The sequence below is a fragment of the Curtobacterium sp. MCBD17_035 genome (assembly GCF_003234815.2).
GTDB lineage: Bacteria > Actinomycetota > Actinomycetes > Actinomycetales > Microbacteriaceae > Curtobacterium.
The window spans coordinates 722,177-746,641 of sequence record NZ_CP126279.1; the positions used below are offsets into that span (position 1 = coordinate 722,177).

At 71.9% G+C, this 24,465-nt stretch carries 20 protein-coding genes and 1 tRNA gene; 16 read left to right on the plus strand and 5 right to left on the minus strand.

Annotation, left to right across the window (positions count from 1 at the left end; all coding sequences use genetic code 11):
- The first annotated feature begins 78 nt into the window (after positions 1–78).
- The 3 genes from efeU to DEI93_RS03495 are packed head-to-tail and all read left to right on the plus strand — an operon-like array spanning position 79 to position 4,191.
- The gene (efeU, locus tag DEI93_RS03485; RefSeq protein ID WP_111119833.1) at positions 79–1,695 is read left to right on the plus strand and encodes an iron uptake transporter permease EfeU; all 1,617 of its coding nucleotides are present in this window, start codon (positions 79–81) and stop codon (positions 1,693–1,695) included.
- Positions 1,682–2,908 (plus strand): iron uptake system protein EfeO, encoded by a 1,227-nt coding sequence (efeO, locus tag DEI93_RS03490; protein ID WP_111026475.1) that lies wholly within the window; start codon positions 1,682–1,684, stop codon positions 2,906–2,908. The genes efeU and efeO overlap by 14 nt, the downstream gene beginning before the upstream one ends.
- Entirely contained in the window at positions 2,905–4,191 is a 1,287-nt protein-coding gene (locus tag DEI93_RS03495; protein ID WP_181436041.1) for a Dyp-type peroxidase, read from the plus strand. Before efeO ends, DEI93_RS03495 begins: the two co-directional genes overlap by 4 nt.
- 25 nt (positions 4,192–4,216) lie before the next feature.
- On the opposite strand, the gene DEI93_RS03500 is transcribed toward DEI93_RS03495, so the two are convergent.
- Entirely contained in the window at positions 4,217–4,825 is a 609-nt protein-coding gene (locus tag DEI93_RS03500; protein ID WP_111010059.1) for a TetR/AcrR family transcriptional regulator, read from the minus strand.
- 131 nt (positions 4,826–4,956) lie between these two features.
- On the opposite strand from DEI93_RS03500, the gene DEI93_RS03505 reads away from it, so the two are divergent.
- Positions 4,957–6,462, plus strand: coding sequence for an MFS transporter (locus tag DEI93_RS03505; RefSeq protein WP_111010057.1), 1,506 nt, complete (start codon positions 4,957–4,959; stop codon positions 6,460–6,462).
- Between the two features lie 228 nt (positions 6,463–6,690).
- On the opposite strand, the gene DEI93_RS03510 is transcribed toward DEI93_RS03505, so the two are convergent.
- Positions 6,691–8,511: a thiamine pyrophosphate-requiring protein gene (locus DEI93_RS03510; protein ID WP_111119832.1), complete on the minus strand. Its 1,821-nt coding sequence runs from the start codon at positions 8,509–8,511 to the stop codon at positions 6,691–6,693.
- A gap of 163 nt (positions 8,512–8,674) precedes the next feature.
- On the opposite strand from DEI93_RS03510, the gene DEI93_RS03515 reads away from it, so the two are divergent.
- Complete coding sequence (locus DEI93_RS03515) at positions 8,675–9,448, plus strand: LamB/YcsF family protein (RefSeq protein WP_111119831.1); 774 nt, start codon at positions 8,675–8,677, stop codon at positions 9,446–9,448.
- Positions 9,445–11,217 carry a 5-oxoprolinase subunit B/C family protein gene (locus DEI93_RS03520; RefSeq protein ID WP_258372245.1) on the plus strand — a complete coding sequence of 591 codons (1,773 nt, stop codon included), beginning with the start codon at positions 9,445–9,447 and terminating at the stop codon, positions 11,215–11,217. Before DEI93_RS03515 ends, DEI93_RS03520 begins: the two co-directional genes overlap by 4 nt.
- Here DEI93_RS03520 and DEI93_RS03525 read toward each other — a convergent pair.
- Positions 11,186–12,124: a sugar phosphate isomerase/epimerase family protein gene (locus DEI93_RS03525; RefSeq protein ID WP_111119830.1), complete on the minus strand. Its 939-nt coding sequence runs from the start codon at positions 12,122–12,124 to the stop codon at positions 11,186–11,188. The two genes, DEI93_RS03520 and DEI93_RS03525, sit on opposite strands and share 32 nt — an antisense overlap.
- Positions 12,121–13,287 (minus strand): Gfo/Idh/MocA family protein, encoded by a 1,167-nt coding sequence (locus tag DEI93_RS03530; protein WP_111119829.1) that lies wholly within the window; start codon positions 13,285–13,287, stop codon positions 12,121–12,123. Before DEI93_RS03530 ends, DEI93_RS03525 begins: the two co-directional genes overlap by 4 nt.
- A 162-nt stretch (positions 13,288–13,449) precedes the next feature.
- Here DEI93_RS03530 and budC point away from each other — a divergent pair, with 162 nt between their 5' ends.
- The 10 genes from budC (at position 13,450) to DEI93_RS03580 (ending at position 23,685) form a co-directional block, all read left to right on the plus strand.
- Positions 13,450–14,226 carry a meso-2,3-butanediol dehydrogenase gene (gene budC / locus DEI93_RS03535; protein ID WP_284158583.1) on the plus strand — a complete coding sequence of 259 codons (777 nt, stop codon included), beginning with the start codon at positions 13,450–13,452 and terminating at the stop codon, positions 14,224–14,226.
- A 111-nt stretch (positions 14,227–14,337) separates the two neighbouring features.
- The gene (locus DEI93_RS03540) at positions 14,338–15,714 is read left to right on the plus strand and encodes a glucose-6-phosphate dehydrogenase (protein ID WP_111035549.1); all 1,377 of its coding nucleotides are present in this window, start codon (positions 14,338–14,340) and stop codon (positions 15,712–15,714) included.
- A gap of 22 nt (positions 15,715–15,736) precedes the next feature.
- A complete protein-coding gene (locus DEI93_RS03545) occupies positions 15,737–16,522 on the plus strand; it encodes a dienelactone hydrolase family protein (protein WP_111119827.1) in 786 nt (261 codons plus the stop codon).
- 162 nt (positions 16,523–16,684) lie between these two features.
- Positions 16,685–16,757, plus strand: a tRNA-Arg gene (locus tag DEI93_RS03550).
- A gap of 354 nt (positions 16,758–17,111) precedes the next feature.
- Positions 17,112–18,212 carry an Lrp/AsnC family transcriptional regulator gene (locus DEI93_RS03555; protein WP_111119826.1) on the plus strand — a complete coding sequence of 367 codons (1,101 nt, stop codon included), beginning with the start codon at positions 17,112–17,114 and terminating at the stop codon, positions 18,210–18,212.
- Positions 18,213–18,278: 66 nt separating this feature from the next.
- On the plus strand, positions 18,279–19,193 hold the full coding sequence (locus DEI93_RS03560) for a polysaccharide deacetylase family protein (RefSeq protein WP_111026470.1): 915 nt from the start codon (positions 18,279–18,281) through the stop codon (positions 19,191–19,193).
- 88 nt (positions 19,194–19,281) lie between these two features.
- On the plus strand, positions 19,282–20,643 hold the full coding sequence (locus tag DEI93_RS03565; RefSeq protein WP_220035649.1) for an MFS transporter: 1,362 nt from the start codon (positions 19,282–19,284) through the stop codon (positions 20,641–20,643).
- Positions 20,640–21,473 (plus strand): SDR family NAD(P)-dependent oxidoreductase, encoded by an 834-nt coding sequence (locus DEI93_RS03570; RefSeq protein WP_111013843.1) that lies wholly within the window; start codon positions 20,640–20,642, stop codon positions 21,471–21,473. Before DEI93_RS03565 ends, DEI93_RS03570 begins: the two co-directional genes overlap by 4 nt.
- Positions 21,470–22,498 (plus strand): ketopantoate reductase family protein, encoded by a 1,029-nt coding sequence (locus tag DEI93_RS03575; RefSeq protein WP_220035648.1) that lies wholly within the window; start codon positions 21,470–21,472, stop codon positions 22,496–22,498. Before DEI93_RS03570 ends, DEI93_RS03575 begins: the two co-directional genes overlap by 4 nt.
- Positions 22,495–23,685, plus strand: coding sequence for a M20 family metallopeptidase (locus DEI93_RS03580; protein WP_220037880.1), 1,191 nt, complete (start codon positions 22,495–22,497; stop codon positions 23,683–23,685). The genes DEI93_RS03575 and DEI93_RS03580 overlap by 4 nt, the downstream gene beginning before the upstream one ends.
- A 216-nt stretch (positions 23,686–23,901) precedes the next feature.
- Here the strand turns inward: DEI93_RS03580 and DEI93_RS03585 are convergent, their stop codons facing one another.
- Positions 23,902–24,408 carry a DUF4232 domain-containing protein gene (locus DEI93_RS03585; RefSeq protein WP_258372244.1) on the minus strand — a complete coding sequence of 169 codons (507 nt, stop codon included), beginning with the start codon at positions 24,406–24,408 and terminating at the stop codon, positions 23,902–23,904.
- Between the last annotated feature and the right edge of the window lie 57 nt (positions 24,409–24,465).

The window sequence follows — 24,465 nt, forward strand, 5'->3', positions numbered from 1 at the left end:
ACCCGCGCTCTTAGGTTAGCCTTACCTCCGTTCCACTCCGCGGGGTCGTCGCCCCTCACCCCACCGGGATCCCACTCCATGCTCGCCACGCTCGTCATCGGCCTCCGCGAAGGCCTCGAAGCGACCCTCATCGTCGGGATCATCGCCGCGTTCCTCCGCCGCGGTCGCATCTCGCTCGTGCCGATGTGGGGCGGGATCGCGCTCGCTGTCGTGCTCAGCGTCGCCGTCGGCGTGGGGCTCGAGGCGCTCGAGCAGGCGCTCCCGCAGTCCGAGCAAGAGGCGATGGAGTCCGTCATCGGCGCCGTCGCCGTCGTGTTCGTCACCGGGATGATCATCTGGATGCGGACGCACGCCCGCGACCTCAAGGGCGACCTCGAGGCGAGCGCCGCAGCGGCCGTCGGTCGCGGCACCGCCTGGGCGCTCGCGGGCATGGCGTTCCTCGCCGTCCTCAAGGAGGGCTTCGAGACCTCCGTGTTCCTGCTCGCCACGTTCCAGGCCGCGAGTTCGGCGGGCACCGCGGCGCTCGGCGCCGTGATCGGCGTGCTCGTCGCCGTGCTCATCGGCTGGGGGATCTACACCGGCGGGGTCCGGCTCGACCTCCGGCGGTTCTTCACCGGCACCGGCGTGTTCCTGGTCTTCGTGGCGGCAGGGCTCGTGCTCACCGCACTCCGGACCGCGCACGAGGCCGGCTGGGTGACGATCGGGCAGCAGCGCACCGTCGACCTGTCCTGGCTCGCGCCGACCGGGTCCGTGCAGGCCGCACTCGTCACCGGTGTGCTCGGGATCCTGGCGGACCCCCGCGTCGTCGAGGTCGTCGGCTGGGTCGGCTACCTCGTCCCCGTGCTCGTCGTGAGCCTCTGGCCGCGGTCCCTCCGCCCGTCGCCGGTGCAGGTCCCGCGCGTGCGCGTCCTCGTCGCCGCGGGTCTCGTGGTGGCTGCGGTCGTGCTCGCGGTGGCCGTCCCCACCGGCCGGGAGGCCCTGCCCACCTCCGCCACCCTCGCCACCGGTGCCGGGGACCCGCGCCCCACCACGCGGCACACCGCGACGGCGACCGTCGACGGTGCCGCCGCGACCCTCGTCGTCCGCGCCGGCGACACCGTGCAGCGCGCCCGCTTCTCCTCCGCCGACCACACGACCACCACGCACGCCGGCGTCACCGCCGACCGCTGGCGCGCCACCACGCGCGTCCCGAGCACCGGCCGACCCGCGACGCTGACCTTCGACCAGCTCACCGACCTGTTCGGACGCGTGCCCGTCGGCATCTCGCCCGCGCAGCAGCCCGGCCCGTTCACCGCGCACTGGACCTCGACCGCGACCCGGACGCTCTGGACCGTCGACGGCGGCCTCCTCGACGCGCGCCGGACCGAGCGCGCGGTCCTCACCGTGTCCGGCGGCGGCCTGCCGAGCAGCCGGACCTATTCGTTCGACGCCACCGCCTGGGCGGTCCCGGCGATCCACGTGGCCGCCGCGGGCGAGACGGTGGCGAGCGGCGCCTCCGCGGGCCGCGAAGCGCTGCTCTGGAAGGCGTGGCTCCCCGCTGCGCTCGCGATCGCCGCGGTCGCCCAGGCCCTGCTCGCCCTGCGGGACCGACGCCGACCCGGGGGCAGCCGCCGATCCTCCCGACCGACCACCACGAACCCCGTCGCCGACCGGCACGGGGCGACCAGCAGGAAGACCGCCGATGCCGTTCGCTGACCGCCGCACCCGATCCGTCCTCGTCCTCGGAGCGGCCCTCGCCGCCGCAGCCCTCGCGCTGACCGGCTGCTCGACCGCGTCGTCCTCCGCCGAGGACGCCGCGACGCCGTCCGGCGCGGTGCACCGGGTGGCCGTGACCCTGACGAACGACGGCTCCGACAAGTGCGCCGTGTCGACGACCTCGGTGCCCGCCGGACCGGTGACGTTCACCGTGCGGAACACGTCGTCGACCGCGATCACCGAGGTGGAGCTCCTGCAGGACCAGAAGATCCTCGGCGAGAAGGAGAACCTGGCACCCGGACTCGACCCGGTCAAGTTCACCGTGACGCTCGGCGGCGGCAAGTACCAGGTGTACTGCCCCGGGGCGACCAAGGAGCTCACGACCTTCACCGTCACCGGCACGGCCGCATCGACCGCGAACAGCAGCGCGGCGACCCTCCTCCGGCAGGGCGCCAAGGGCTACGCGGACTACGTCGACGCCCAGGTCAACGACATGGTGACCGCCGTGCGGCAGCTGCAGGAGGACGTCGACGCGGGGGACCTCGCCGCCGCCAAGACGGCCTACGCGAACGCGCGCCCGTACTACGAGCACGTCGAGAGCGACGTCGACGGGTTCGTCAAGAAGGGCCACAAGGCGACTGACAACGCCGGGAACCTCGACTACCTCGTCGACATGCGCGCCTCGAACCTCGACCCGTCGGTCGGATGGCACGGATTCCACGCCGTGGAGCGCGATCTGTTCCAGGGCGGCGCCATCACCGCGAGCACGAAGCAGCTCGCGGCCGAGCTCACCGAGAACGTCACCCTGCTCGACAAGCTCGTCCCGACGCTCACCTACAAGCCCGAGGACCTCGCCAACGGCGCGGCCGGCCTGCTCGAAGAGGTCCAGTCCGAGAAGATCACCGGCGAGGAGGAGGGCTTCAGCCACATCGACCTCGTCGACCTGGCGGCGAACGTCGAGGGTGCGCGGCAGGCGTTCGCGTACCTCAAGCCCGGCCTGCAGAAGCTCGACCCGTCGATCACGAAGCAGATCGCGACCCAGTTCGACAGCGTCGACACGCTCATGGACGGCTACCGGGACGGCACCGCCCTCGGCGGTTTCCGCACCTACGACGCCGCCACCCGCACCGCCGACGCGAACACGATCTCGCAGACGATCCAGGCCCTGCAGGACCCGCTGTCGCGGCTCGCCGAGAAGGTCGCCACCGCGTGAGCGGAGCGCCGGAGCAGGAGCGCGACGGGTCTCCGCGTCCGTCGGTGTCGCGCCGCGGACTCATCGGCGGGCTCGCGGCGGCAGGTGCCGGGGTGGGCGCACTCGCCGGGATCGGCGGCGCCCTCGCGGCGAGTGCGGTCGGACGCACCCCCGACGACGAGTCCATCGACCTGTCGCGGACCCACCCGTTCTACGCGACCGCGGCGGGGCAGCCGCAGGGTGGGATCCGCATCGAGCCGCAGCGGTACTGCGTCTTCATGACGTTCGACATGGCGTCGACCCTGGCGACGGACCTGCAGGTCCTGCTCGCCCGGTGGTCCGCCGCGATCGCGCAACTGCAGTCCGGCGGCACCATCGGCGCGGTCGTCCCGGCGCACGCCGACGGCGTCGGTGCCGACACCGGGGAGGCCCTCGACCTCGGCCCGGCATCGCTCACCGTCACCGTCGGGCTCGGCCCCGGGCTGTTCGACGAGCGGTTCGGCCTGGCGGCCCACAAGCCCGCCGCGCTCGCTCCGATCCCCGCGCTGCCGAGCGACGCCCTCGACCCCGCGCTGAGCGGTGGCGACCTGTCCCTGCAGGCGTGCGCCGACGACCCCCAGGTCGCCTACCACGCGATCCGCGACCTCGCCCGGATGGCCAGGGGCACCGCGACCGTGCGCTGGACCGTGCTCGGGTTCGGGCGCGCGTCGGCCGGGGCGCACCAGACCACACCGCGCAACCTCATGGGCTTCAAGGACGGCACGCGGAACATCACGAGCGACGAGGACTACGAGCGGTTCGTGCGGCTCGGGGACGACGCGGACTGGATGGCGGGCGGCACCTACCAGGTCACGCGGAAGATCCAGATGAACATCGAGATCTGGGACGCCGACGTCATCAGCGACCAGCAGCGGGTGTTCGGGCGCACGAAGGTCGAGGGCGCGCCGCTCTCCGGGGGGACCGAGCACACGACGCCCGACTTCCACGCGACCGACCATGCCGGTGACACGAAGATCGACGCGCGCGCACACGTCGCCCTCGCCGCGCACGAGAACAACGGCGGCGTCAAGATCCTGCGTCGCCCGTACAACTACACCGACGGGCTCAACCAGTACGGGCAGCTCGACGCCGGGCTGTTGTTCACCGCGTTCATGAACGACCCCGATCACTTCACACGGATCCAGCGTCGGCTCGGAGCGTCCGACCGGTTGAACGAGTACATCTCGCACATCGGCTCGGCCGTGTTCGCCGTGCCGCCGGCGCCGCGCAAGGGCTCGTACATCGGGGAGCGGCTCTTCCGCTGAACCGTGGGGCCGGCGCCGGTCCGGCCTACCGCCGGTCCGGCGCCAGCAACGCGGTGACGACGTCGCTGAACGGGCCGGTCAGGTCGCTCGCCGACGCGTTGACCAGGGGGCCGAGCCGAGTGGAGGCACGCAGGAGCGTGATGCCGAAGGCCGTGGCCAGCGCGACCTCTGCGCGGAGCAGGATGCCGTTCGTGTCGACGTCATCGGGGTCCCACCCGGCGATGCGCGCCATGCGCTCCGCGTACGAGGTGAGTGTCGCATTGCGGATCCGGTCGGCCTGCTCGTCTCCGGAGGACCGGATGAGCAGGAGGAGCTCGACCGCGTGCTCCCCGGTCGGCGCGTTCGTCACCCGCTCGACGAGGCTCTGGAGCATCCGTTCGACCGAGTCGTCGTCCGGCCGGGGGGCATCGAGGTCCTCCACCGCGCGCTCGAGACAGGCCTCGAAGAGGCCCTCTTTGCTCGTGAAGTAGCGGTTGATGAGCGCGACGTTCACTCCGGCGTCGGCTGCGATCTCCCGGACGGTGGTCGCAGAGTAGCCGTCGTACGCGAACCGACGTCGAGCCGCGGCGACCAGGAGCTGCCGGGTCTTCGCGGCGTCGCGCGTCCTCGACGGCACCTGCGACTCGAGCGTCATGACGTCCTCTCCATCTCCGCAACGGTACCCGCACCGGGAGGTGCGGTGTAAACGCGCTTTGACTTCCGCGCGAGGAGCAGTAGGCTCACGACTTGTAAGCGCTTGTTTACGTCTTTCGATCACGGAGAACGATGTCCCGAGTCACCGAGGGCCCCCGCACGGGCTCGACCCCCGTCGCGGAGCGACACAGCAGCCCGAACACCACCCTCATCGTCGTGTACCTCGCACTCGGCGGCTTGGCCTACGCGGTGCTCCAGTCGCTCGTCGCTCCGGCACTGTCCACGATCGGCAAGGACCTCGGGGCCTCGACCAGCAACGTGAGCTGGATCATCACCGCCTACCTGCTGTCGGCGTCCGTCCTCACGCCGATCTTCGGCCGCATGGGCGACATGATGGGCAAGCGGCGCATCCTCATCGTCGTGATGAGCCTCCTGCTCGTCGGCACCGTCGTCGCCGCCCTCGCGCCGAACCTCGCCACGTTGATCGTGGCCCGCTGCCTGCAGGGTGCGGCCGGCGCCGTGCTGCCGCTGTCGATCGGCATCGTGCGCGACGAACTCCCGAAGGACCGGGTGAGCGTCGTGATCGGTCTGCTGTCGGGCATCTTCGGCATCGGGGCCGGTATCGGCATCGTCGCGGCCGGACCGATCGTGCAGCACCTCGATTGGCACTGGCTGTTCTGGCTGCCGCTCGCGCTCATCGTCGTCGGGCTCGCCGGTATCGTGTTCGGGATGCCGGAATCGGACGTCCGGAAGCCCGGGCGCCTCGACCTCGCCGGGACGGCGATCCTCTCGATCTCCCTCGTGGCGCTGCTGCTCGCTGTCAGCGAGGGCGAGACCTGGGGCTGGGGTGACGTCAAGACCATCGGTCTGCTGGCGGTCGGCGTCGTCGCGCTCGTGGTCTTCATCGTCGTCGAGCTCCGCGTGAAGGCGCCGCTGATCGACGTCCGGCTCTTCCGCATCCGTGGCGTCTGGACCGCTCACGTCGTCGCGCTCGTCTTCGGGTTCGCGATGTACGGCACGTTCGTGCTCGTCCCGACGCTGCTCCAGCTGCCGTCGTTCACCGGGTACGGCTTCGGCAAGACCGCCTCGCAGGCCGGCCTGTTCCTGCTCCCGACGGTCCTCATGATGATCGTGGTCTCACCGGTCGCGGGGGCCCTCGTCCGACGGACGGGTCCGAAGCCGCCGCTGGTCATCGGGGGTGTGCTCCTCACCGCGGCGTTCGTGCTCCCCGGGCTCGCGCACGATCAGGTCTGGCAGATCCTGGTGTCCGGCATCCTCACGGGTGCCGGGATCGGATTCGGTCTCTCGGCGGCGTCCAACGCGATCATCGAGAGCGTGCCGATCGAGCAGACGGGTGAGGCGATCAGCGCCAACACCGTCGTCCGGACGATCGGCTCGAGCGTCGGAACGGCCGTCATCGCCGCGCTGATCTCGTCGCACACGAAGGTGTTCACGTTGCCCACCGGGCACGTGGGGCTCCCTGGGGCCGCGGCGTTCACCATCGGCTTCTGGGCATGCGCTGGGGTCGGCGCCCTCGCGATCGTCGGCGCCCTCGCCGCTCCCGGCATGCGAAAGCGGCGCGCTGACGCCATCGCGGCGGGCGTCGAGGACATCGACGCTGTCGTCGACGAGCGCTGACGGGGTCTGCTCGACGCTGCCGGTGCATCCGGGCGGGGAGGAGGGGTGCCCTCCGCCGTTTCCCTGGAGACGGAGGGCACCCGCGCCGCCGGGTTCGTCGGGCGGAACCACCGCCCGGGATGAGAGGACACCGCAGCGGCGCCGTCGCCATGCGACGCCTCAGGGTACCGCCGCCGCTGCCGAAAACATAGGGTGCGGCAGACGAGCGGTCTCGTTCCACCCGCCTCGTTACTTCCGATCGCCGATGTGGAGCGCGTCCTTCACCCGCTCGATGCCCTCGGTCGCGAGCGCCGATGCCGAGTCCCGGATCACGCCGGCCTCCATCGGGTCGCCCTTGAGCAACGACTTGGCCGTGTTGAGCGCGTACTCACGGGTGATGTGCGGTGGGAGCGGCGGGACGTTGCGGCTGACGTAGGCGTCGATGAGCGTGACCCCGTCGTGCGCGAAGGCCTCGGCGACAGCGGACTCCACCTGGTCGTCACTGCGCACCTGGACGCCCCGGAACCCGAGGAGCTCGGCGTAGCCGGCGTAGTCCATCGACTCGACGTCCTGCGAGCCGCGCCACAGCGGATTGCCGTCCTCCGTGCGCATCTCCCACGAGACCTGCGCGAGGTCGTCGTTGTGCATGACCACGATGATGAACTGCTTGGTCTCCCACTGCTGCATGTACTTCTTCACGGTGATCAGCTCGTTCATGCCGAGCATCTGGAACGCGCCGTCACCGATGGTGCAGACCACCGTCTTGTCGGGGTGGGCCAGCTTCGCCGCGACCGCGTAGGGCATCGCCGCGAGCATGGTCGCCAGGCGGCCCGAGAGGTCGCCGCGCATGCCCCGCTTCAGGCGGATGTGGTGCCCGAACCAGTCGGCGGTCGTCCCGGCGTCCGCGGTGACGATCGCTCCGTCGGGCAGGTTCGCGTTCACGGCCTCGGTCACGCGCCGCGGGTTGACCCCGTCGTGGTACTCCTTCTGTGCCTGCGCGTGCATCTCCTGTTCCCAGTCCTGCATCTCGGCGGCGATCCGCTCCTGCCAGGACAGGTCGGTCTTCTGCTCGAGCAGGGGGAGGAGGGCCTCGAGCGTCGACTTCACGTCGCCCCAGAGGTTCAACTCCGTCGGGTAGCGCACGCCGAGCTGTTCGGGCTTGAGGTCGACCTGGATGCCACGCGCCTGGCCCGTCGTGGGCAGGAACTCGCCGTACGGGTAGTTCGTGCCGAGCAGCACGATGGTGTCGCAACGCTTGATCTGGTGGAGGCTCGGCAGGGACCCGAGGAGACCGACCTGCTGCGTGTGGTACGGCACGTCGGACGGGATCACGTCCTTGCCGCGGAGCGCGGTGATGATGCCCGCTCCGGCCTTCTCGGCGGCGGCGAGGACCTCGTCGGTGGCGCCCCTCGCACCCGCGCCGACCAGGAACGTGACCTTCTCGCCCGCGTTGATGATGTCCGCCGCCTGGCGGATCTGCTCCATCGGGGGCGTGATCGCCGTCGACGGGATGGCGTCGCTCGAGCGCGAGACCCAGTGAGCCGACGGCGTCGCCTTGATGGTCATCGCCTGGACGTCGTGCGGGATCACGACGACCGCGGGCTGGAGACGGAGCCGGGCCGTGCGGAAGGCGGTGTCGATGACGGCGCTGGCCTGGTCGGGCGACACGATCGTCTCGACGTAGCAGGCGACGTCCGTGAACACGCGCTCGAGGTTGCTCTCTTGCTGCGTGAAGGTGCCGATCGAGTCGAGACCCTGCTGCCCGACGATCGCGACGACCGGCTGATTGTCCATCTGGGCGTCGTACAGCCCGTTGAGCATGTGGAACGCGCCGGGGCTCGAGGTCGCGACGCACACGCCGACCTCGCCCGTGAACTTGGCATGCGCGGTCGCCATGAGCGCGCAGATCTCCTCGTGCGTCGGGCGGATGTACTCGATGCCCGTCCCCGCACGATCGGTCTTGCCGAGTGCTCCGTCGAACGCGCCGATGCCGTCGCCGGGGAACCCGAAGATCCGGCTGACGCCCTGGTCCTTGATCCGCTCGATCAGGAACTCGCTCACGGTGGTCATCGCGTGCCTCTCTCCGGCGCCGGGGTCGGGTGCCTGGGACTCGGGTGGTGGGACGGGGCCGTCCTCGTGTATCCAGCGTGCTCCCTCCACGGGGCCGGGTTCCCAGCCCGTCGCCCGTGGTGGAGGATCGGGGGAGCGGACCGGATGTGGAGGAACGGGCAGCATGACCACGATCGATCTCAACGCAGACCTCGGCGAGGGCTTCGGCCGGTGGACCCTCGGGGACGACGCCGCGATGCTCGATGTCGTCACGAGCGCGAACGTGGCGTGCGGATTCCACGCGGGCGACCCGTTGTCGCTCCGGTCCGTGCTCGAGCAGGCCGCGGAACGGCAGGTGTCGGTCGGCGCGCACGTCGCATACCGGGACCTCGCCGGGTTCGGTCGGCGGTACGTGGACGCCTCCCTGCACGAACTCGCAGCGGACGTGATCTACCAGATCGGCGCGCTGGCCGCCCTCGCCCGGGCAGCCGGGACGACCGTCCGTTACGTCAAGCCGCACGGTGCCCTCTACAACACCATCGCGGAGGGCGGACCGCACGCCGAGGCGGTCGTGCAGGCGGTCCTGGCGGTCGACCCGGGCCTCCCGGTCGTCGGTCTCGCCGGGTCCGCGTTCCTCGACCTCGCTCGCGATGCCGGGCTGCCCGTCGTGGCCGAGGCGTTCGCGGACCGTGCGTACGCCGCCGACGGGTCCCTCGTGTCCCGACGCCTTCCGGGGGCCGTGCTCCACGATCCGACCGAGATCGCCGAGCGCGTCGTCGGGATGGTCACCAGCGGGGCGGTCACCGCGGTCGACGGGACCAGCGTGCCGATCGACGCCGCGTCGATCTGCCTGCACGGGGACTCGCCCGGCGCGGTCGCCGCGGCGCTCGCCGTCCGGTCCGCACTCGGATCAGCGGGCGTGGTCCTGGCGCCGTTCGCGGCGGTCCGAGCGGCGTGACGGCGACCGGCGGCGTGACCGGCCCGGAGGGCGAGAGCGGGTCCGGGCGCGTGACCGACTCCGGCGCCCGGGCGCCCCGGGTGCTGCGCCTCGGCGTCGACGGCGTGCTCGTCGAGGTCCCCGACACGGCCGCCGCGCTCGCCCTGCACGCCGCGCTCCGGACGCTCGACCTGCCCGGGGTGACCGAACTGGTGCCCGCCGCGCGGACCGTCGCCGTCCGCTTCGCACCGGGCGCCACGACCGCCGACGCGATCGCCGCCGCGCTGCGCGGCGTACCGCTCGACGCGCCGCCGCCCGCCGCCGACGGTCTCGTCGAGGTGCCAGTGGTCTACGACGGCGAGGACCTCGACCACGTCGCCGACCGCACCGGGCTCAGCGTGGACGAGGTCGTCCGCCGGCACACCGCGCCGGAGTACTCGGTCGCGTTCACCGGGTTCGCGCCGGGGTTCGCCTACCTGGTCGGAGGCGACACGGTCCTCGACCTGCCGCGGCGCAGCAGTCCGCGCACGGCGATCCCCGCCGGTTCCGTCGCGATCGCGGGCGGCCACAGCGGCATCTACCCGCGGCCGAGCCCCGGCGGCTGGCATCTGCTCGGGCACACCGACCTGGTGATGTGGGACCCCCATCGGATCGGGGCGGAGGCCCTGCTCCGTCCGGGCATGCGCGTCCGGTTCCGCGCGGTCCACGCGGCGTCGTCCGCGGCTGCGTCATCCGCCGCAGCGTCATCCGCCGCTGCGTCCCCGGCCGCACGCCAGACCGCCGTCGGGCGGGAGGCCCGACCCGCTCCGACGGAGCCGTCACGTCCGACCGCTCGCAGGCGAGGGCTCGAGGTCCTGTCGCCCGGGCTGCTCAGCACCGTGCAGGACCTCGGCAGACCGGGCCGCGCGGCCCTCGGCGTCACCCGCTCCGGTGCGCTCGATCGCGTCGCCCACCGTCGCGCGAACCGTCTCGTCGGGAACCCGGCGGGCGCCGTGGCGGTCGAGCACGTCGGGGGAGGGCTCACCGTGCGGGCTCGTGGCGAGCTCGTCCTGGCGGTCACGGGCGGCGTCGGCGCGATCGAGGTCCTGCCCGCGGCGGAAGGGACGCTCGACGAGCGATCGGTGCTGCTCCCGGGCGACGACGAGCCCGCGCGCCGGGCGGTGCCGATCGAGCCCGACCGTCCGTTCGCGCTGCACGACCGTGAGGTCCTGGTGCTCGGTGTGCCGACGACCGGGGCCGTCGCGACCCTCGCCGTCCTCGGTGGACTCGACGTGCCGCCGGTGCTCGGATCACGCGCGACCGACGTGCTGTCCGGTCTCGGGCCGGCACCGCTCCGGGCCGGCGACGTCCTGCCCATCGGGTCGGACACGGCGGCGGCGGTGGCCGACGCGGCGGAACCGGGCCCGGTCCTCCCGACCGTCGAGGACGTGGTCGACGTCCGGTTCGTGCCCGGACCCCGCGACGACTGGATCGACGGGGGTGCCGACGCCCTGCACGCGGTCGTCTGGCGGGTGACGCCACGCTCGAACCGTGTCGGGGTGCGGCTCGATGCGGGCACGCACGCACTCGCGCGGAGCGTGGGCGGCGAGCTGCCGAGCGAGGCGGCGGTACCCGGGGCGATCCAGGTGCCACCCGAGGGTCGACCGGTCGTGTTCCTCGCCGACCACCCCGTCACGGGCGGCTACCCCGTGGTCGGCGTCGTCGTGCCCGAGGACCTCGGGCTCGTCGCACAGGTACCGGTCGGCGGCGCGATCCGGTTCACGCCGACGGCGAGTGCTCTTCGGCGATGAGCGGCCGTAACGTCCGGTGCGCGATCCGGAGCCCCTCGAGCACCTTGTCGTCCGTGCCACTCCACAGCGGGTCTTCGTGCTCGACCGACAGCGTGCCCGTGAACCCGGCCTCGTACAGGCGATCGACGACGTGCGACCAGTCGACCACGCCACGACCGGGCACGCGGAAGCGCCACCACCCCATGTCCCACGGGTCGTCGCCCTTGTCGACGAGCCCGAAGAAGCCGTAGCGGTCGCGCCGCGCCGGGAACAGTTCGACGTCCTTCGCCTGCGCGTGCACGATGTGCTCCGCGAACGGCAGGATCGTCTCGACCGGGTCGATGCCGATCCACGTCAGGTGCGACGGGTCCCAGTTCAGGCCGAACCCGAGGCCGGTCACCCACTCCCACAGCTCCGGGCTGTAGGCGATGTTCCCCGGGTAGCCGTCCGGGTGCCAGCCCTCCATGACGCAGTTCTCGATGATGAGCTTGACGTCGCGCTCGCCCGCGTAGTCCACGAGCTCGGGCAGCACGCGGTCGCCCTCAGCCATGTTCTCGCGCACGCTCTTGCTGTTGTCGCGGCCGATGAACGTGCCCACGTAGGGGACGCCGAGCCGCTGCGCCGCGTCGATCGCGTGCTTGAGGTGGGTCCGGACCGCGTCACGACGCTCGGGGTCCTGGTGCAGGTTGTTCTCGTAGTAGGCGAGCGCGCTGATCTCGAGTCCCGTGCGGGCCATCAGGTCCTCGGTGGCGCTGGCATCCTCGTCGGTGAACGTCGCGACGGGCAGGTGCGAGGCCTCGAAGTCGCGGCCGCCGACGTTCGGCCACACGGCGACCTCGAGTCGCTCGTACCCCTGAGCGGCCGCGAACTCCGCGATCCGGCCGAGGTCCCATCCGGGCAGGCAGGCCGTGAGCATCCCGAGCTTCATGCGATGTCCTTCCAGGCTCCGTCACCGGCACTGGCGACGACGGCGTCGATGACGTGGGCGGCGCGCGCGCCGTCCGCGAACGTGGGCAGGCCCTCCGGCCACACGCCGCCGTCCCGTGAGGCACGGACGGCGGCGTAGGTGTCGCCGACGAACGCCGTGAAGGCGTCGAGGTACCCCTGTGGGTGACCCGATGGCACGACGGCCAACCGCCGCTGGTCGGGCGACCCCTGCGAGGGGTCGCGCACGAGGATCGTCGCGCCGGTCTCGGTGCCGAACCAGGCGGACTCCGGTTGCTCCTGGTCGAACGCGGCGCTCGAGCGGGTCCCGTCGACCTCGAACCACAGGCGGTTCTTGCGCCCGGCCGCGACCTGCGACACGACGACGTTCCCGATCCGGCCACGGGTCGTGCGGAAGGTGGCCACCGCGGTGTCCTCGGTGGTGACGGGGGCCTGCGCGACGGGCACCGCGCCTCCCGGCAATGGATCGGGGTAGGGGGCGCCGGAGAAGGACGGCCCCGACGACGCCGGGCGCGTGGGGTAGACGATGTCGGCCGTGGCCGTCACGGTCGCGAATCGCTCGCCGGTGACGAACTCGACGAGGTCACACCAGTGCGACCCGATGTCGGCGAAGGCGCGCGACACACCGCCCGCTCCGGCGTCGACCCGCCAGCTCGACGAGCCCTCGTCGAGCATCCAGTCCTGCAGGTACGAGCCGTGGATCGCGAGCACGCGTCCGAGATCGCCGCCGGCGATCCGCGACCGGATCTCGCGCACGATCGGGTGGAAGCGGTAGACGAACGGGACGGTCGCGACGACACCGGCACGCTCGGCGGCGGCCGTGAGCTCGTCGGCCTGTGCGGCGTCGACCGCCAGGGGCTTCTCGCACACCACGTGGATCCCCGCCGCGATGATCGCCATCGTCTGCGGGTGGTGCTGGTCGTTCGGGGTGCACACGTGCACGACGTCGGGTGCGTCGGCGAGGAGCTCGTCGAGGTCGGCGTAGCCGCGCGGGAGCCCGAGGTGCTCGGCGACCTGTGCCGAGCGTTCGGGAGTGCGTCCGAGGACCCCGGTGACCACGGCACCGGCGGCGCGCGCCGATCGTACGTGGACGGTCGCGATCATGCCCGTGCCGATGACGGCGACGCGCAGCGGGGGTGTGTTCATGGATGCTCTGCGTTCCTCGGTTCCGGAGTGAGCGTATTGGTGACGCACGGCCACGTTCAAGGACTCGCCGCCGAGCGTAACGTCGGGCCCCAACAGGTGCCGCTGGCCGCCCCGTGTGGTGGACGGCCGCTCTCGGCGGACGAGTGTGGAGGAACGATGACGGTGTCCGGGGACTACCAACTGCAGGGTCGGACCGTGATCGTGACGGGTGCGGGCTCCGGGATCGGGCAGGCGATCGCGCGCGCGTTCATCGATCAGGGCTGCAACGTGGTCCTCGCCGGACGGCGCGAGGACGCACTCGCCGAGACCGCCGAGGGCGCGCCGGCCGAGCACGTCATCGCGGTGCCCACCGACGTGACCGACCGCGAGAGCGTGGCCGACCTCGTCGCGATCGCCGCCGATCGCTTCGGTCGGATCGACGTCGTGGTCAGCAACGCGGCCGCCTACACGGCGGGCGAGATCGACGAACTCGGTGAGGGCGACTACCGCGCCATGGTCGCGACGAACCTCGACGGCACCGTGCACCTCGTGCAGGAAGCGCTCCCGCACCTCGAGCGGGCGCGGGGCGTCATCCTGTTCACGACGAGCGCCTCGGGACTCCGGGGGGACTGGCGCCAGGCCGTCTACAACGCCACGAAGGGCGCCATGACGACGCTCATGCAGTCGCTGGCGCTCGACCTCGGGGCGCGCGGCATCCGCGTCAACGCGGTGGCGCCGGCCCTGACCCGTACGGCGGCGAACGCGGAGCACTTCGCCGACCCGGACGTGGTCGCCCCACACGCCCAGCGGACCGCGCTCGGACGCATCGGCGAACCCGAGGACGTCGCGCCGGCGTTCCTCTTCCTCGCCAGCGACGACGCCCGCTACATCACGGGCGTCACGTTGCCGGTCGACGGAGGCACCACGGCGTCGACGGGTCAGGCGCACGTCGTCGGCTGACCCCCGGTCGCGACCGCGCCCGGTCCTCGACAGCCGGGAGGCCCGTTCGAGGTTCCACAGTTCGGCCGGCGGTCGGAACCGGATCAGCGGTGCGTCGGTACGTTCGGAGCCATGGCGATCCAGACCACCCTCCTCATCCTCGGTGCCAGCGGCGACCTGACGAAGCGGCTCCTGCTGCCCGGCCTCGCCACACTCCTCGACGTCAAGCAGGACTGGGACATCGAGCTCATCGGCGCGGGCGTCGACGAGCTCTCGGACGAGGACTGGAAGCAGCGCGTCCGCGAGTCCTTCTCGAGCGCCGAGTGCTCCGGCGATCGCTTCGAGCAGATCATCGCGGCCAGCCACTACCGGAAGACGGACGTCACGAGCGCGGACGACCTCGGCGAGCTCCTGGCACAGTGCTCGCACGCGCCGGCGATCTACTTCGCCCTGCCGCCGGCGATCACCGAGCAGGCGTGCGAACAGCTCAAGGGCATGGACCTGCCCGACGGTGTGCGGCTCGCGATGGAGAAGCCGTTCGGCACCGACGCCGCGAGCGCCGAGAAGCTCAACGAGCTCCTCCACTCGTTCATCCCCGAGGAGCGCATCCACCGCGTCGACCACTTCCTCGGCCGCTCGACGGTGCTCAACCTCCTGGGCCTGCGGTTCTCGAACCGGATCATCGAGCCCCTGCTGTCGTCCACCCACGTCGAGAGCGTCGACATCATCTACGACGAGACCCTGGGCCTCGAGAACCGCGCGCGGTACTACGACCACGCCGGCGCGCTCACGGACATGATCCAGAGCCACCTGCTGCAGGTGCTCGCGGTCGTCGCGATGGAGGCCCCCGCCACGCTCGACGCCGACGACCTCCGCACGCAGAAGCAGCTCGTCTTCCGCGCCGTCAAGCCGTGGGGTGACGACCCGGCGACCGCTGGCAAGCGCGCCCGGTACACCGCCGGTACCGTCGGAGACCGCCAGCTGCCGTCGTACGTCGACGAGGACGGTGTCGACCCGGCGAACCAGACCGAGACCCTGGCGCAGATGACCGTCGAGGTCGCGAACTGGCGGTGGGCGGGCGTTCCGTTCACCCTCCGCTCCGGCAAGGCCCTGGGTGAACCGCGGCGCGAGATCGTCATCAACTTCCGCCCCTCGCCGCACGTGCCGGACGGCGTCGGCGGCGAGCACGAGCAGGACCGGCTCCGCATCTGGATCGCTCCCGACGAGATGAGCCTCGAACTCAACGTCAACGGTCCCGGCGACCCGTACGTCGTCGACCGCGCCAAGCTCGAGACGAAGTTCAACCCGGGCCGACTCACGGCGTACGGCGAGGTCCTCGCCGGTGTGCTCGAGGGCGACGCCACGCTCTCGGTGCGCGGTGACAGCGCGGTGCAGTGCTGGCGCATCGTCCAGCCGGTCATCGACGCCTGGCGCAACGGCGAGAGCCCGATCGACGAGTACCCGGCCGGTTCGCACGGTCCGTCGAACTGGGACAACCTGCTCCACTGATCCCGGGCGTACGGTCGGACGCGTGGCAACCATCCAAGACATCCTGAACACCGTTCCCGAGCCCGCCGGGGCCGACGTCCGCACCGGCATCGTCGAGTACGACCACGACGGCACGCCGCTCGAGGGCATCCTCGCGAAGGACGCGAACCTCACCGGTCGGCGTCCCGCCGTGCTCGTCGTCCACGACTGGCACGGCGTGAACGAACACGTCGAGGCCCGCGTCACGATGCTGGCCCGCCTGGGCTACGTCGCGTTCGCGGCCGACATCTACGGCAAGGGCGTGCGCCCGACCGGAGCAGAGGCCGGAGAGGTCGCCGGCAGCTTCTACCAGGACCTCGGGCTCCTGCGTGCCCGTGCTCGTGCCGGACTCGACCGCCTGCTCGAGGACCCGCAGGTCGACCCCTCGCGCGTGGTGGTCATGGGCTACTGCTTCGGCGGCTCCACGGCCCTGGAACTCGCCCGGACCGGTGCGGACCTCGTGGGGGCGGTGTCGTTCCACGGCGGTCTGATCACCCACGATCCGTCCGACGCCGGCGACATCCGGGCGAAGCTCCTGGTGCTGACCGGTGCTGCCGATCCGATGGTCGGGGACGACAAGGTCCACGCGTGGGAGGACGAGATGCGCGCGGCGCCGCGCGTCGACTGGCAGCTCGTGTCGTACGCGAACGCGATGCACGCGTTCGCCGTCCCCGGTACGGACGCGCCCGACCACGGCGCGCAGTACCAGGCGCTCGCCGACCGCCGCTCCTGGCGTGCGCTCGAGGAATTCCTGACCGAGGTGTTCGGTCCGGAGCAGCTCGCGGCCTGACCGTCCGGGCGGGAGGTGCGGCGTGCCTCCCGTCCGGCGCCGCGCTGGCACCACCCGTTCGCGCCTCGATCGGCGCGCCGGATCCCGTGCCCCGGGTCCCGTGCCCCGATTGGCGCGCCGGGTCCCGAGCCTGGTAGAGTCTTCCACGGCCGTTCGGCCACTGCGCTCGTAGCTCAATGGATAGAGCATCTGACTACGGATCAGAAGGTTGGGGGTTCGAGTCCCTTCGAGCGCACACTGTGTTGAGACAGCAGTGAACGAGAACGCCCCGGCATCGCCGGGGCGTTCTTCGTTGTCCCGGTGATCTCGGAACCGGAGCGACGTCGCGTCGAACGTCCTGGTGGCGACGCCCAGTGGCCGCCGCGTCCGCGCTGCTCGAGAGCGGCTGCTGTCCGCAGTCCGTGCGCAGCGGTCCTCGAGCGGAGCCGGGACGGCCACGCGAGGAGGCCGCCCGCTGGACGCCGGCCTCGCTGGTCGGCGGTATCCGCGCGCATCGGTCGCGGCTTGCGCGTGAAAACTCTGTGTTACCGCCTTGCCGTGACCGATTTCAGCACTGGACGCCGCTTCCGTGACGGATTACCGTCGCCGTATGACGAGTTCGGGTGATCGCGCGTCCGTTCGGCCACCGGCCGTGGGGGACGTCGATGGCACTCCGGCCGACGGCAACGCTGGGACGCCCGATCCGATCGACCTCGCGCTCCTGACAGCGCTCGCTGCGGACGGTCGCGCTTCCTGGGCCGCCCTGGGCGAGGCATCCGGATGCTCGGCATCGACAGCACAGCGGCGGGTCGGTCGCTTGAACGTGCTGGGCTTCGTCCGGATCATCGCCGCGACCGACGTGCTCGCAGCCGGGTTCGGGGTGTCGGCGATGGTCCGGATGCGCTGTGGCGCGAGCCGGACGACCGATCTCGTCGCACGACTGCAGAGCCGCCCCGAGGTCCGGTTCCTCGCCACGCTGACCGGCACTGCGGACTGCGTCGCCGAGCTCGTGGTCGAGCGGATCGCGGACATCGGACCCCTGCTCGCCGACATCGCGCCGGACGGTGATGTCGAGACCGAGGCGTTGCCCGTGCTCCGCACGTTCACGGCACCCTTCACGGTGTTCCCGGGGAAGTCCCTCCCGATGCCCCTGAGCGCGACGGCCAACGCGCCTGCTCCGGACCTCGGCGCCGATGACGGGGTGCTGCCCACCGAGGTCGCCGCGACGCCGCTCGAGCGCGCGATGGTCGGCGCTCTCGTCCGTGATGGGCGGACGCCGCTGAACGACCTCGCGCGGCACCTCGATCGAACCGAGACCGCCACGCGTCGCGCGCTCGAGCAGCTCATCGCCTCCGGGCGGGTCCGCGTCGGACCACTGGTCGCGCCGGCGCTGCTCGGCCTGGGCACCGAGCTCATGGTCTGGATCTCGGTGGCGCCGGACCTGCTCGGTGCGGCCGCACGACAGCTCGCCCAGCACCCCGCCGTGCACTACGCGGCCGCGACCCTCGGACGGTACAACCTCATCGGCCAAGCGTTCCTCCGGGACTTCGCCGCGGTCTACACCTTCGCCACGGACGTGCTCGGAGCGCTGCCGGGTGTCCGCGAGGTCGACGTCACCGTGCAACTGACCACCAGGAAGCGCATGTGGCGCCGCATCGAGGACGGCCGGTTCGTCGACGCCGACGACGCGCAGGCCCCCGTGCTGACATGACCGGCACCGCGGCGGCCCCGACCGGGGTCGCCGCTCCGACCAACCCACCCGACGAGGAGTGACCTCATGAGCGAGATCGAGCAGCAGGAGCCCTGGCGCTGGCCCGAGGAGGTCTGGCGCGGCCACGTGGAGCGGGTGCGGGCCGGCCGCAGCCTCCTGCCCGCAGCGGGCCCCGGTCGCTGGCCGGACGAGGCACGCGTCGCGGTGGCGATCTCGTTCGATTCGGATCACGAGACCCCGGCACTCCGCGACGGCGAGACGTCACCCGGGCGCATGGCCCAGGGGGAGTACGGGGCCCGTGCGGCAGTGCCACGCATCCTCGAACTGCTCGACCGGTACGAGGCGCCCTCGTCGTTCTACATGCCGGCGGTCTGCGCGCTGCTGCGTCCGGACGAGGCCCCGACGTACGTCGAGCACGGCCACGAGGTCGCGGTGCACGGCTGGATCCACGAGCGGAACACGCTGCTGGCGCACGACGACGAGCTCGATCTGCTCGGGCGTGCGATGGAGGTGCTCGAGTCGCAGACGGGTGTGCGCCCGACGGGCATCCGAACGCCGTCCTGGGACTTCTCGGATTCGACGCTCGACGTCGTCCGCGAGCTGGGGTTCACGTACGACTCGTCCTTGATGGCGGACGACGACCCCTACGAGATCCTGCAGGACGGTGAGCGCACCGGCATCGTGGAGATCCCGGTGGACTGGATCCGTGACGACGCTCCGTACCTGATGATGGAGCGGTTCCAGTCCCTCCGGCCGTACACGCCGCCGCGCGAGGTGGGCCGGATCTGGCGTGACGAGTTCGACGCCGCGTACGCGGCCGGTGGTGTGTTCCAGCTGACCATGCACCCCCACTTCATCGGGCACCGGTCGCGGCTGCTCGTGCTCGACGAGCTGCTCGCCCACATCCGCACGCACGACGACGTCTGGTTCGCCACACACGCCGACCTCGCCGCGCACGTGGCGCCCGGCCTGGCCGACTGAGTCGCCGGCGAGCACCCCGTCCGTCGACCGCGTACCGCTCCACCCGCCCATCCACCCCGTCCCGTTCCACCGACCAGAAGGGGTCATCGTGACCCAGGACGCAACCCCCGCAGCAGCGCTGCCCAACGCACCGACGGCGACCAGCACACCCCCGCCCGTCGCGACGAGTGACACGAAGCTGTCCCGCCGTGGCCGCAAGGCGATCCTCGCCGGCGGCATCGGCAACGTCGTCGAGTGGATCGACTGGTCCGTCTACACGACGTTCTCGTCCGTCTTCTCGCACCACTTCTTCCCGTCCGGTGACGACGCAGCCGCGCTCCTGGCGACGCTCGCGGTGTTCGCGGTCGGGTTCGTGATGCGCCCGGTGGGTGCGGCGGTGCTCGGGGCCTTCGCGGACCGCCACGGGCGCAAGAAGGGCCTCATGCTCACCATCGGGTTGATGGCGGCCGCGTCCCTGGTGATCGGCGTCACGCCGAGCTACTCGGTGATCGGGATCGGCGCGCCGATCGTGCTGCTGCTGGCCCGGCTCGTCCAGGGGTTCTCGGCCGGTGGCGAGTTCGGCTCCTCCTCGGCGTTCCTGGTCGAGTCCGCGGCACCGCGCCGCCGGGCGTTCGCGGGCTCGTGGCAGCAGGTCTCCGTCGGGGCGGGGGTGCTCGTCGCATCCGGCATCGGCGCGATCATCACCTCGACGTTCTCGGCGAGCGCCCTCGACGCCTGGGGTTGGCGCGCCGCCTTCGTGTTCTGCGCTGCGATCGGGCTCGTCGGGATCTGGCTGCGCACCAGCGTCGAGGAGACCGACTCGTTCACCACCCAGCGCCGCGACGACGAGGCCGGGGAGGTCCGGCGCCGCAACCCGATCGTCGCGATGTTCCGCGACCACCCCGGTGCCACGGCACGGGTGTTCGGCGTCACGATCGCGGGCACGCTCCTGTACTACATGTGGGTCTCGTACATGCCCACCTACGCCGCCGTCACGACGGGCCTGCCGCTCAACGAGGCGCTCCTGGCCAACGTGATCGCGATGGTCGTGTTCCTGGTGCTCCTGCCGTTCGCGGGTCTCCTGTCCGACAAGATCGGACGGAAGCCGACGATGTCGATCTTCGCCGGCGGGTTCCTCGTGTTCGCCTGGCCGGCGTTCACGATGCTGAACGGATCGTTCTGGATGCTCGTCCTCGTCGAGGTGATCGGGATCGTGCTGTTGCTCGGCTACTCGGCGAACTGCGCCGTGATCATGGCGGAGCAGTTCCCGCCCGAGGTGCGAGCCACCGGGATCGGCCTGCCGTACGCGTTGGCCGTCGCGATCTTCGGCGGAACGGCGCCGTACATCACGACCTGGATGAGCGGCGCGGGTCTCGGTCACGTCGTCTGGGTCTACTGCGCGATCGCCGCGGCGATCGGACTGGTCGTCTACCTGACCATGCCCGAGACCAAGGGCAAGGTCCTCAAGTGACGCGGCACGTGCTCGTGACCGGCGCCGCGAGCGGCATCGGTCTCGCGGTCGCGACCCGGTTCGCGACCGACGGCGCGCTCGTGACCATGGTCGACCTCCGCGCCGAGCCACTCGACGCGGCGTCCGCGTCGGTCGCGTCGGTCGCCGCACTCGGTCGGGAGGCGGTGGTCACCATCACCGCGGACCTCCGCGAACCCGACGCACCCGCCGCGGTCGTCGACAGGGCATGGGACCGGGCGGTCGTCGACGTGCTCGTCAACGCGGCGGGCGTCTACCCGGCGACCCCGTTCCTCCAGCTCGACGCGGCCACGTGGGACGCCGTCCAGGCGGTCAACGTCCGCGCCCCGCTCCTCGCCACCGTCGCGCTCGCGCGGCGGGCCGAGACGGCGGGGACGCGGCCGTGCGTCGTGAACATCTCGTCCGGTTCGGCGCTGCGTGCGCGTCCCGGCGCGGCCCCGTACAGCACGTCGAAGGCCGCGCTGGAGATGGTGACCCGTGCCTCTGCACTCGAGCTCGGTGCCGCCGGCATCCGCGTCAACGCGGTCGCGCCCGGGTTCGTCGACGTCGACAGCGACGTCAACCGTGTCACCGACGAGTACGCCGCAGCGGTGTCCGCCAACCCGCTCGGTCGTCGAGGCCGCCCGACCGACATCGCGAACGCCGTGGTCTGGCTGGCCGACGACACGGCGGCCGAGTGGGTGACCGGCTCGATCCTCCGGGTCGACGGCGGATCGTCGACCGGAGCCCACGCACTGCCCCTGAGTTGGGACCCGGTCGACGCGCGTGCCGACACGGACGACCAGCCCATCCGAGAGGAGACATCCGCATGACCACCGACCGCACCACCACGATCGTCGGCGCCGGCGCGATCGGGGGCACCCTCGCCGTGCACCTCGACGCCGCGGGCGTCCCGGTCCAGCTCGTCGACGCCGATCCCGCCCACGTGGCAGCGATCCGTGAGCGCGGGCTCACCCTGCTCACGCCCGACGGGGCGACGACCGCGCACGTGCCCGCGTACACGCTCGAGGACGCGCCCGACGAGCTCGGCCGGGTCCTGCTCGCCGTCAAGGCGCTCGCCACCGATGCGGCTGCCGCCTGGATCGCACCGCGGCTCCGCTCGGACGGGTTCGTGGCGTCGCTCCAGAACGGACTCAACGAGGCCACCATCGCCGGGCACGTCGGTGTCGACCGGACCGTCATCGCCTTCGTCGACCTCTTCGCGGACGTGATGGAGCCGGGGGTCGTCAAGGACGGCGGCCACGGGGGCATGGCCCTCGGCGAGTTCGCCGGCGGGACGAGTGACCGCGTGCGCGACCTGGCCGCCGATCTGGCGCACTGGGGGAGCCCGGTCGTGTCCGCCAACGTCGAGGGCTTCCTCTGGTCGAAGCTCGGCTTCGGCGCGATGCTCACGGCCACCGCGCTCGCGGACGACGACATGAGCGACCTCATCGACCGCAACCGCGCCGTCATGACGACGCTGGCGCGCGAGGTGTTCGACGTCGCGGACGGCCGGGGGATCGCACTCGAGCCGTTCGACGCGTTCGACCCGCAGGCGTTCCGTTCCGGTGCCGATCCGGCGACCACCGAGCGTGCCCTCGACGACCTCGTCGCCTGGCTCGCCACGCAGTCGAAGACGCGGTCCGGCATCTGGCGGGACATCGCCGTCCGGCACCGGCGGACCGAGGTGCCGGCGCACTACCGCCCGGTCGTCGCGATGGGTGCCGCGCAGGGCGTCGCGCTGCCCGCGATCGAGGCGCTCATCACCGCGATCGTGCGCCTCGAGGAGGGCGAGAGCGCGATGGACGAGGCCGCGATCGCCGCGCTCGCGCCGTCGACGGTCGGGGAGGCGCGATGACCGCCACCGGGACGACCACCGATCTGCTCGACTGGGTCGCCGGGCACCGCGACGCGATGGTGGGCGACGTCCTGGCGTACGTCGGGATCGAGACGCCCTCGGACGCGCCGGCGCTCCTCGCGGAGGGCCTCGCGTGGGTCGAGCAGTGGCTCGGCGCGACGGTCGGCGCTCCCACTGCTCGCACCGTGCACCCGACCGACGGCCACGGTGACGTCGCGGTACTCGACCTGGAGGCGCCGCTCGGCTCCGACGTGTGGGTCACCGCGCTCTGTCACTACGACACCGTGTGGGCCGCCGGGACCATCGCTGCGCGTCCTGCCGCCGTGGACGGCGACCGGATGACCGGACCCGGGGTCTACGACATGAAGGCCGGACTGGTGCAGCTCGCGTGGGCGATCCGTGCCGTGGACGCCGCCGCACTCCCGCGTCCGAACATCCGCCTGCTGCTCAACGGCGACGAGGAGGTCGGCAGCAAGGGCTCCCGCACCGTCATCGAGGACACGGTCCGGCGCACCGACGGGCCCGTGCTGGTGTTCGAGGCGTCCGCCGGAGAGCACGGCGCACTGAAGACCGCCCGGAACGGGGTCGGGCTGTTCGACATCGAGATCACCGGCGTCGAGGCGCACGCGGGACTCGACCCCCGCGCCGGGGCGAGCGCGGTGGACGAGCTCGCCCGGGTCGTGCTGACGCTCCACGGCGCGACGGACCTCGAGGCCGGGACGAGCTGCAACGTCGGTGTCGTCGCGGGCGGGACCCGTCCCAACGTCCGTGCGGGACACGCGTCCGCGGCGCTCGACGTCCGCGTCTCGTCGTCCGAGGAGGCGGACAGGATCGACGGCGTGCTCGCGGCGCTCACCCCGGAGAACCCACTGGCGACGATCACCGTCCACGGTGGGTGGAACCGACCGGTCATGGAGCGCACCGAGGCCAACGTCGCCCTGTTCGCACGTGCTGAGTCGGTCGCCCGCGGCATGGGGCTGACGGTCGAGGAGACGGCGGTCGGCGGCGCCAGTGACGGGAACTTCGCCTCTGCGCTCGGTCGCGCCGTGCTCGACGGACTGGGCGCCGTCGGTGACGGAGCGCACGCGCGGCACGAGTGGGCGAGCGTGCAGGGCATGGTGGAGCGGACCGCACTCGCGGCGGGCGTCCTCGTCGACCTGGCGAGTGGGACCGACGTGCGCCGCTGAGTCCCGCGAGCAGGACGGCGGACGGGAGGCCGGGCCTCCCGTCCGCCGGTGTCAGGGGTGGGCGGGCCCGACCACGACCGCGCCCGTCGTCAGCAGGTGCACGGTGCCCGATGCGCAGGCCGTGTACGCCGTGTCCTTGATGAACAGCGACGTCTTCGACCCGGGCGGGTAGACCCGGAACCCGTCGGCCGGCTGCGGCGAGCACTCGGCGGCGTCCTATGCGGCGGCCTGGGTGATCTTGAGCGCGACCTGTCCCTGCGCTCCCGGCCCGAGGGTGACGGTGTCGTGCTCGGAGGTCCGGTCGAGCTCGGCCGGCGCGCCGATCTGCTCGCCGTCCCCGCCGCCGACGAAGGACACGCCAGGCCAGCCTTGCAGGGTGCACGGCGTGGTGCCGGTGTTCGTCAGCGTCAGGACGATGCCGACGCTGCCGGCCGCACCGCCGGTGCCTTCCGCGGTACCTCCGCTGAGCTGATCCGTGGTGCAGCGGCCGCCGGCGGCCGAGGTCGAGCCGTCCGAGTCTCCGGTGCCGCTCCCACCGGTGCCGCTCCCGCCGGCGGTGACCGACGGGCTGGCGGTCGCGGTCGTGGTCGTGGTCGCCGTGGCGGTCCGCGTGGCCGTGACCGTCGGTCGGTCGGAGCCGCTGCCCGAGCCGGCGCAGCCGGTCAGGGCGATCACCGCGGCCAGGGCGGTCGCGGACGTGAGCACCATCGTCGTCGTCTTCACCAGGCCGACCCTAGCGCCGGCCTGGAACGGACCACGATGCGACTCGGAGGCTCCGAT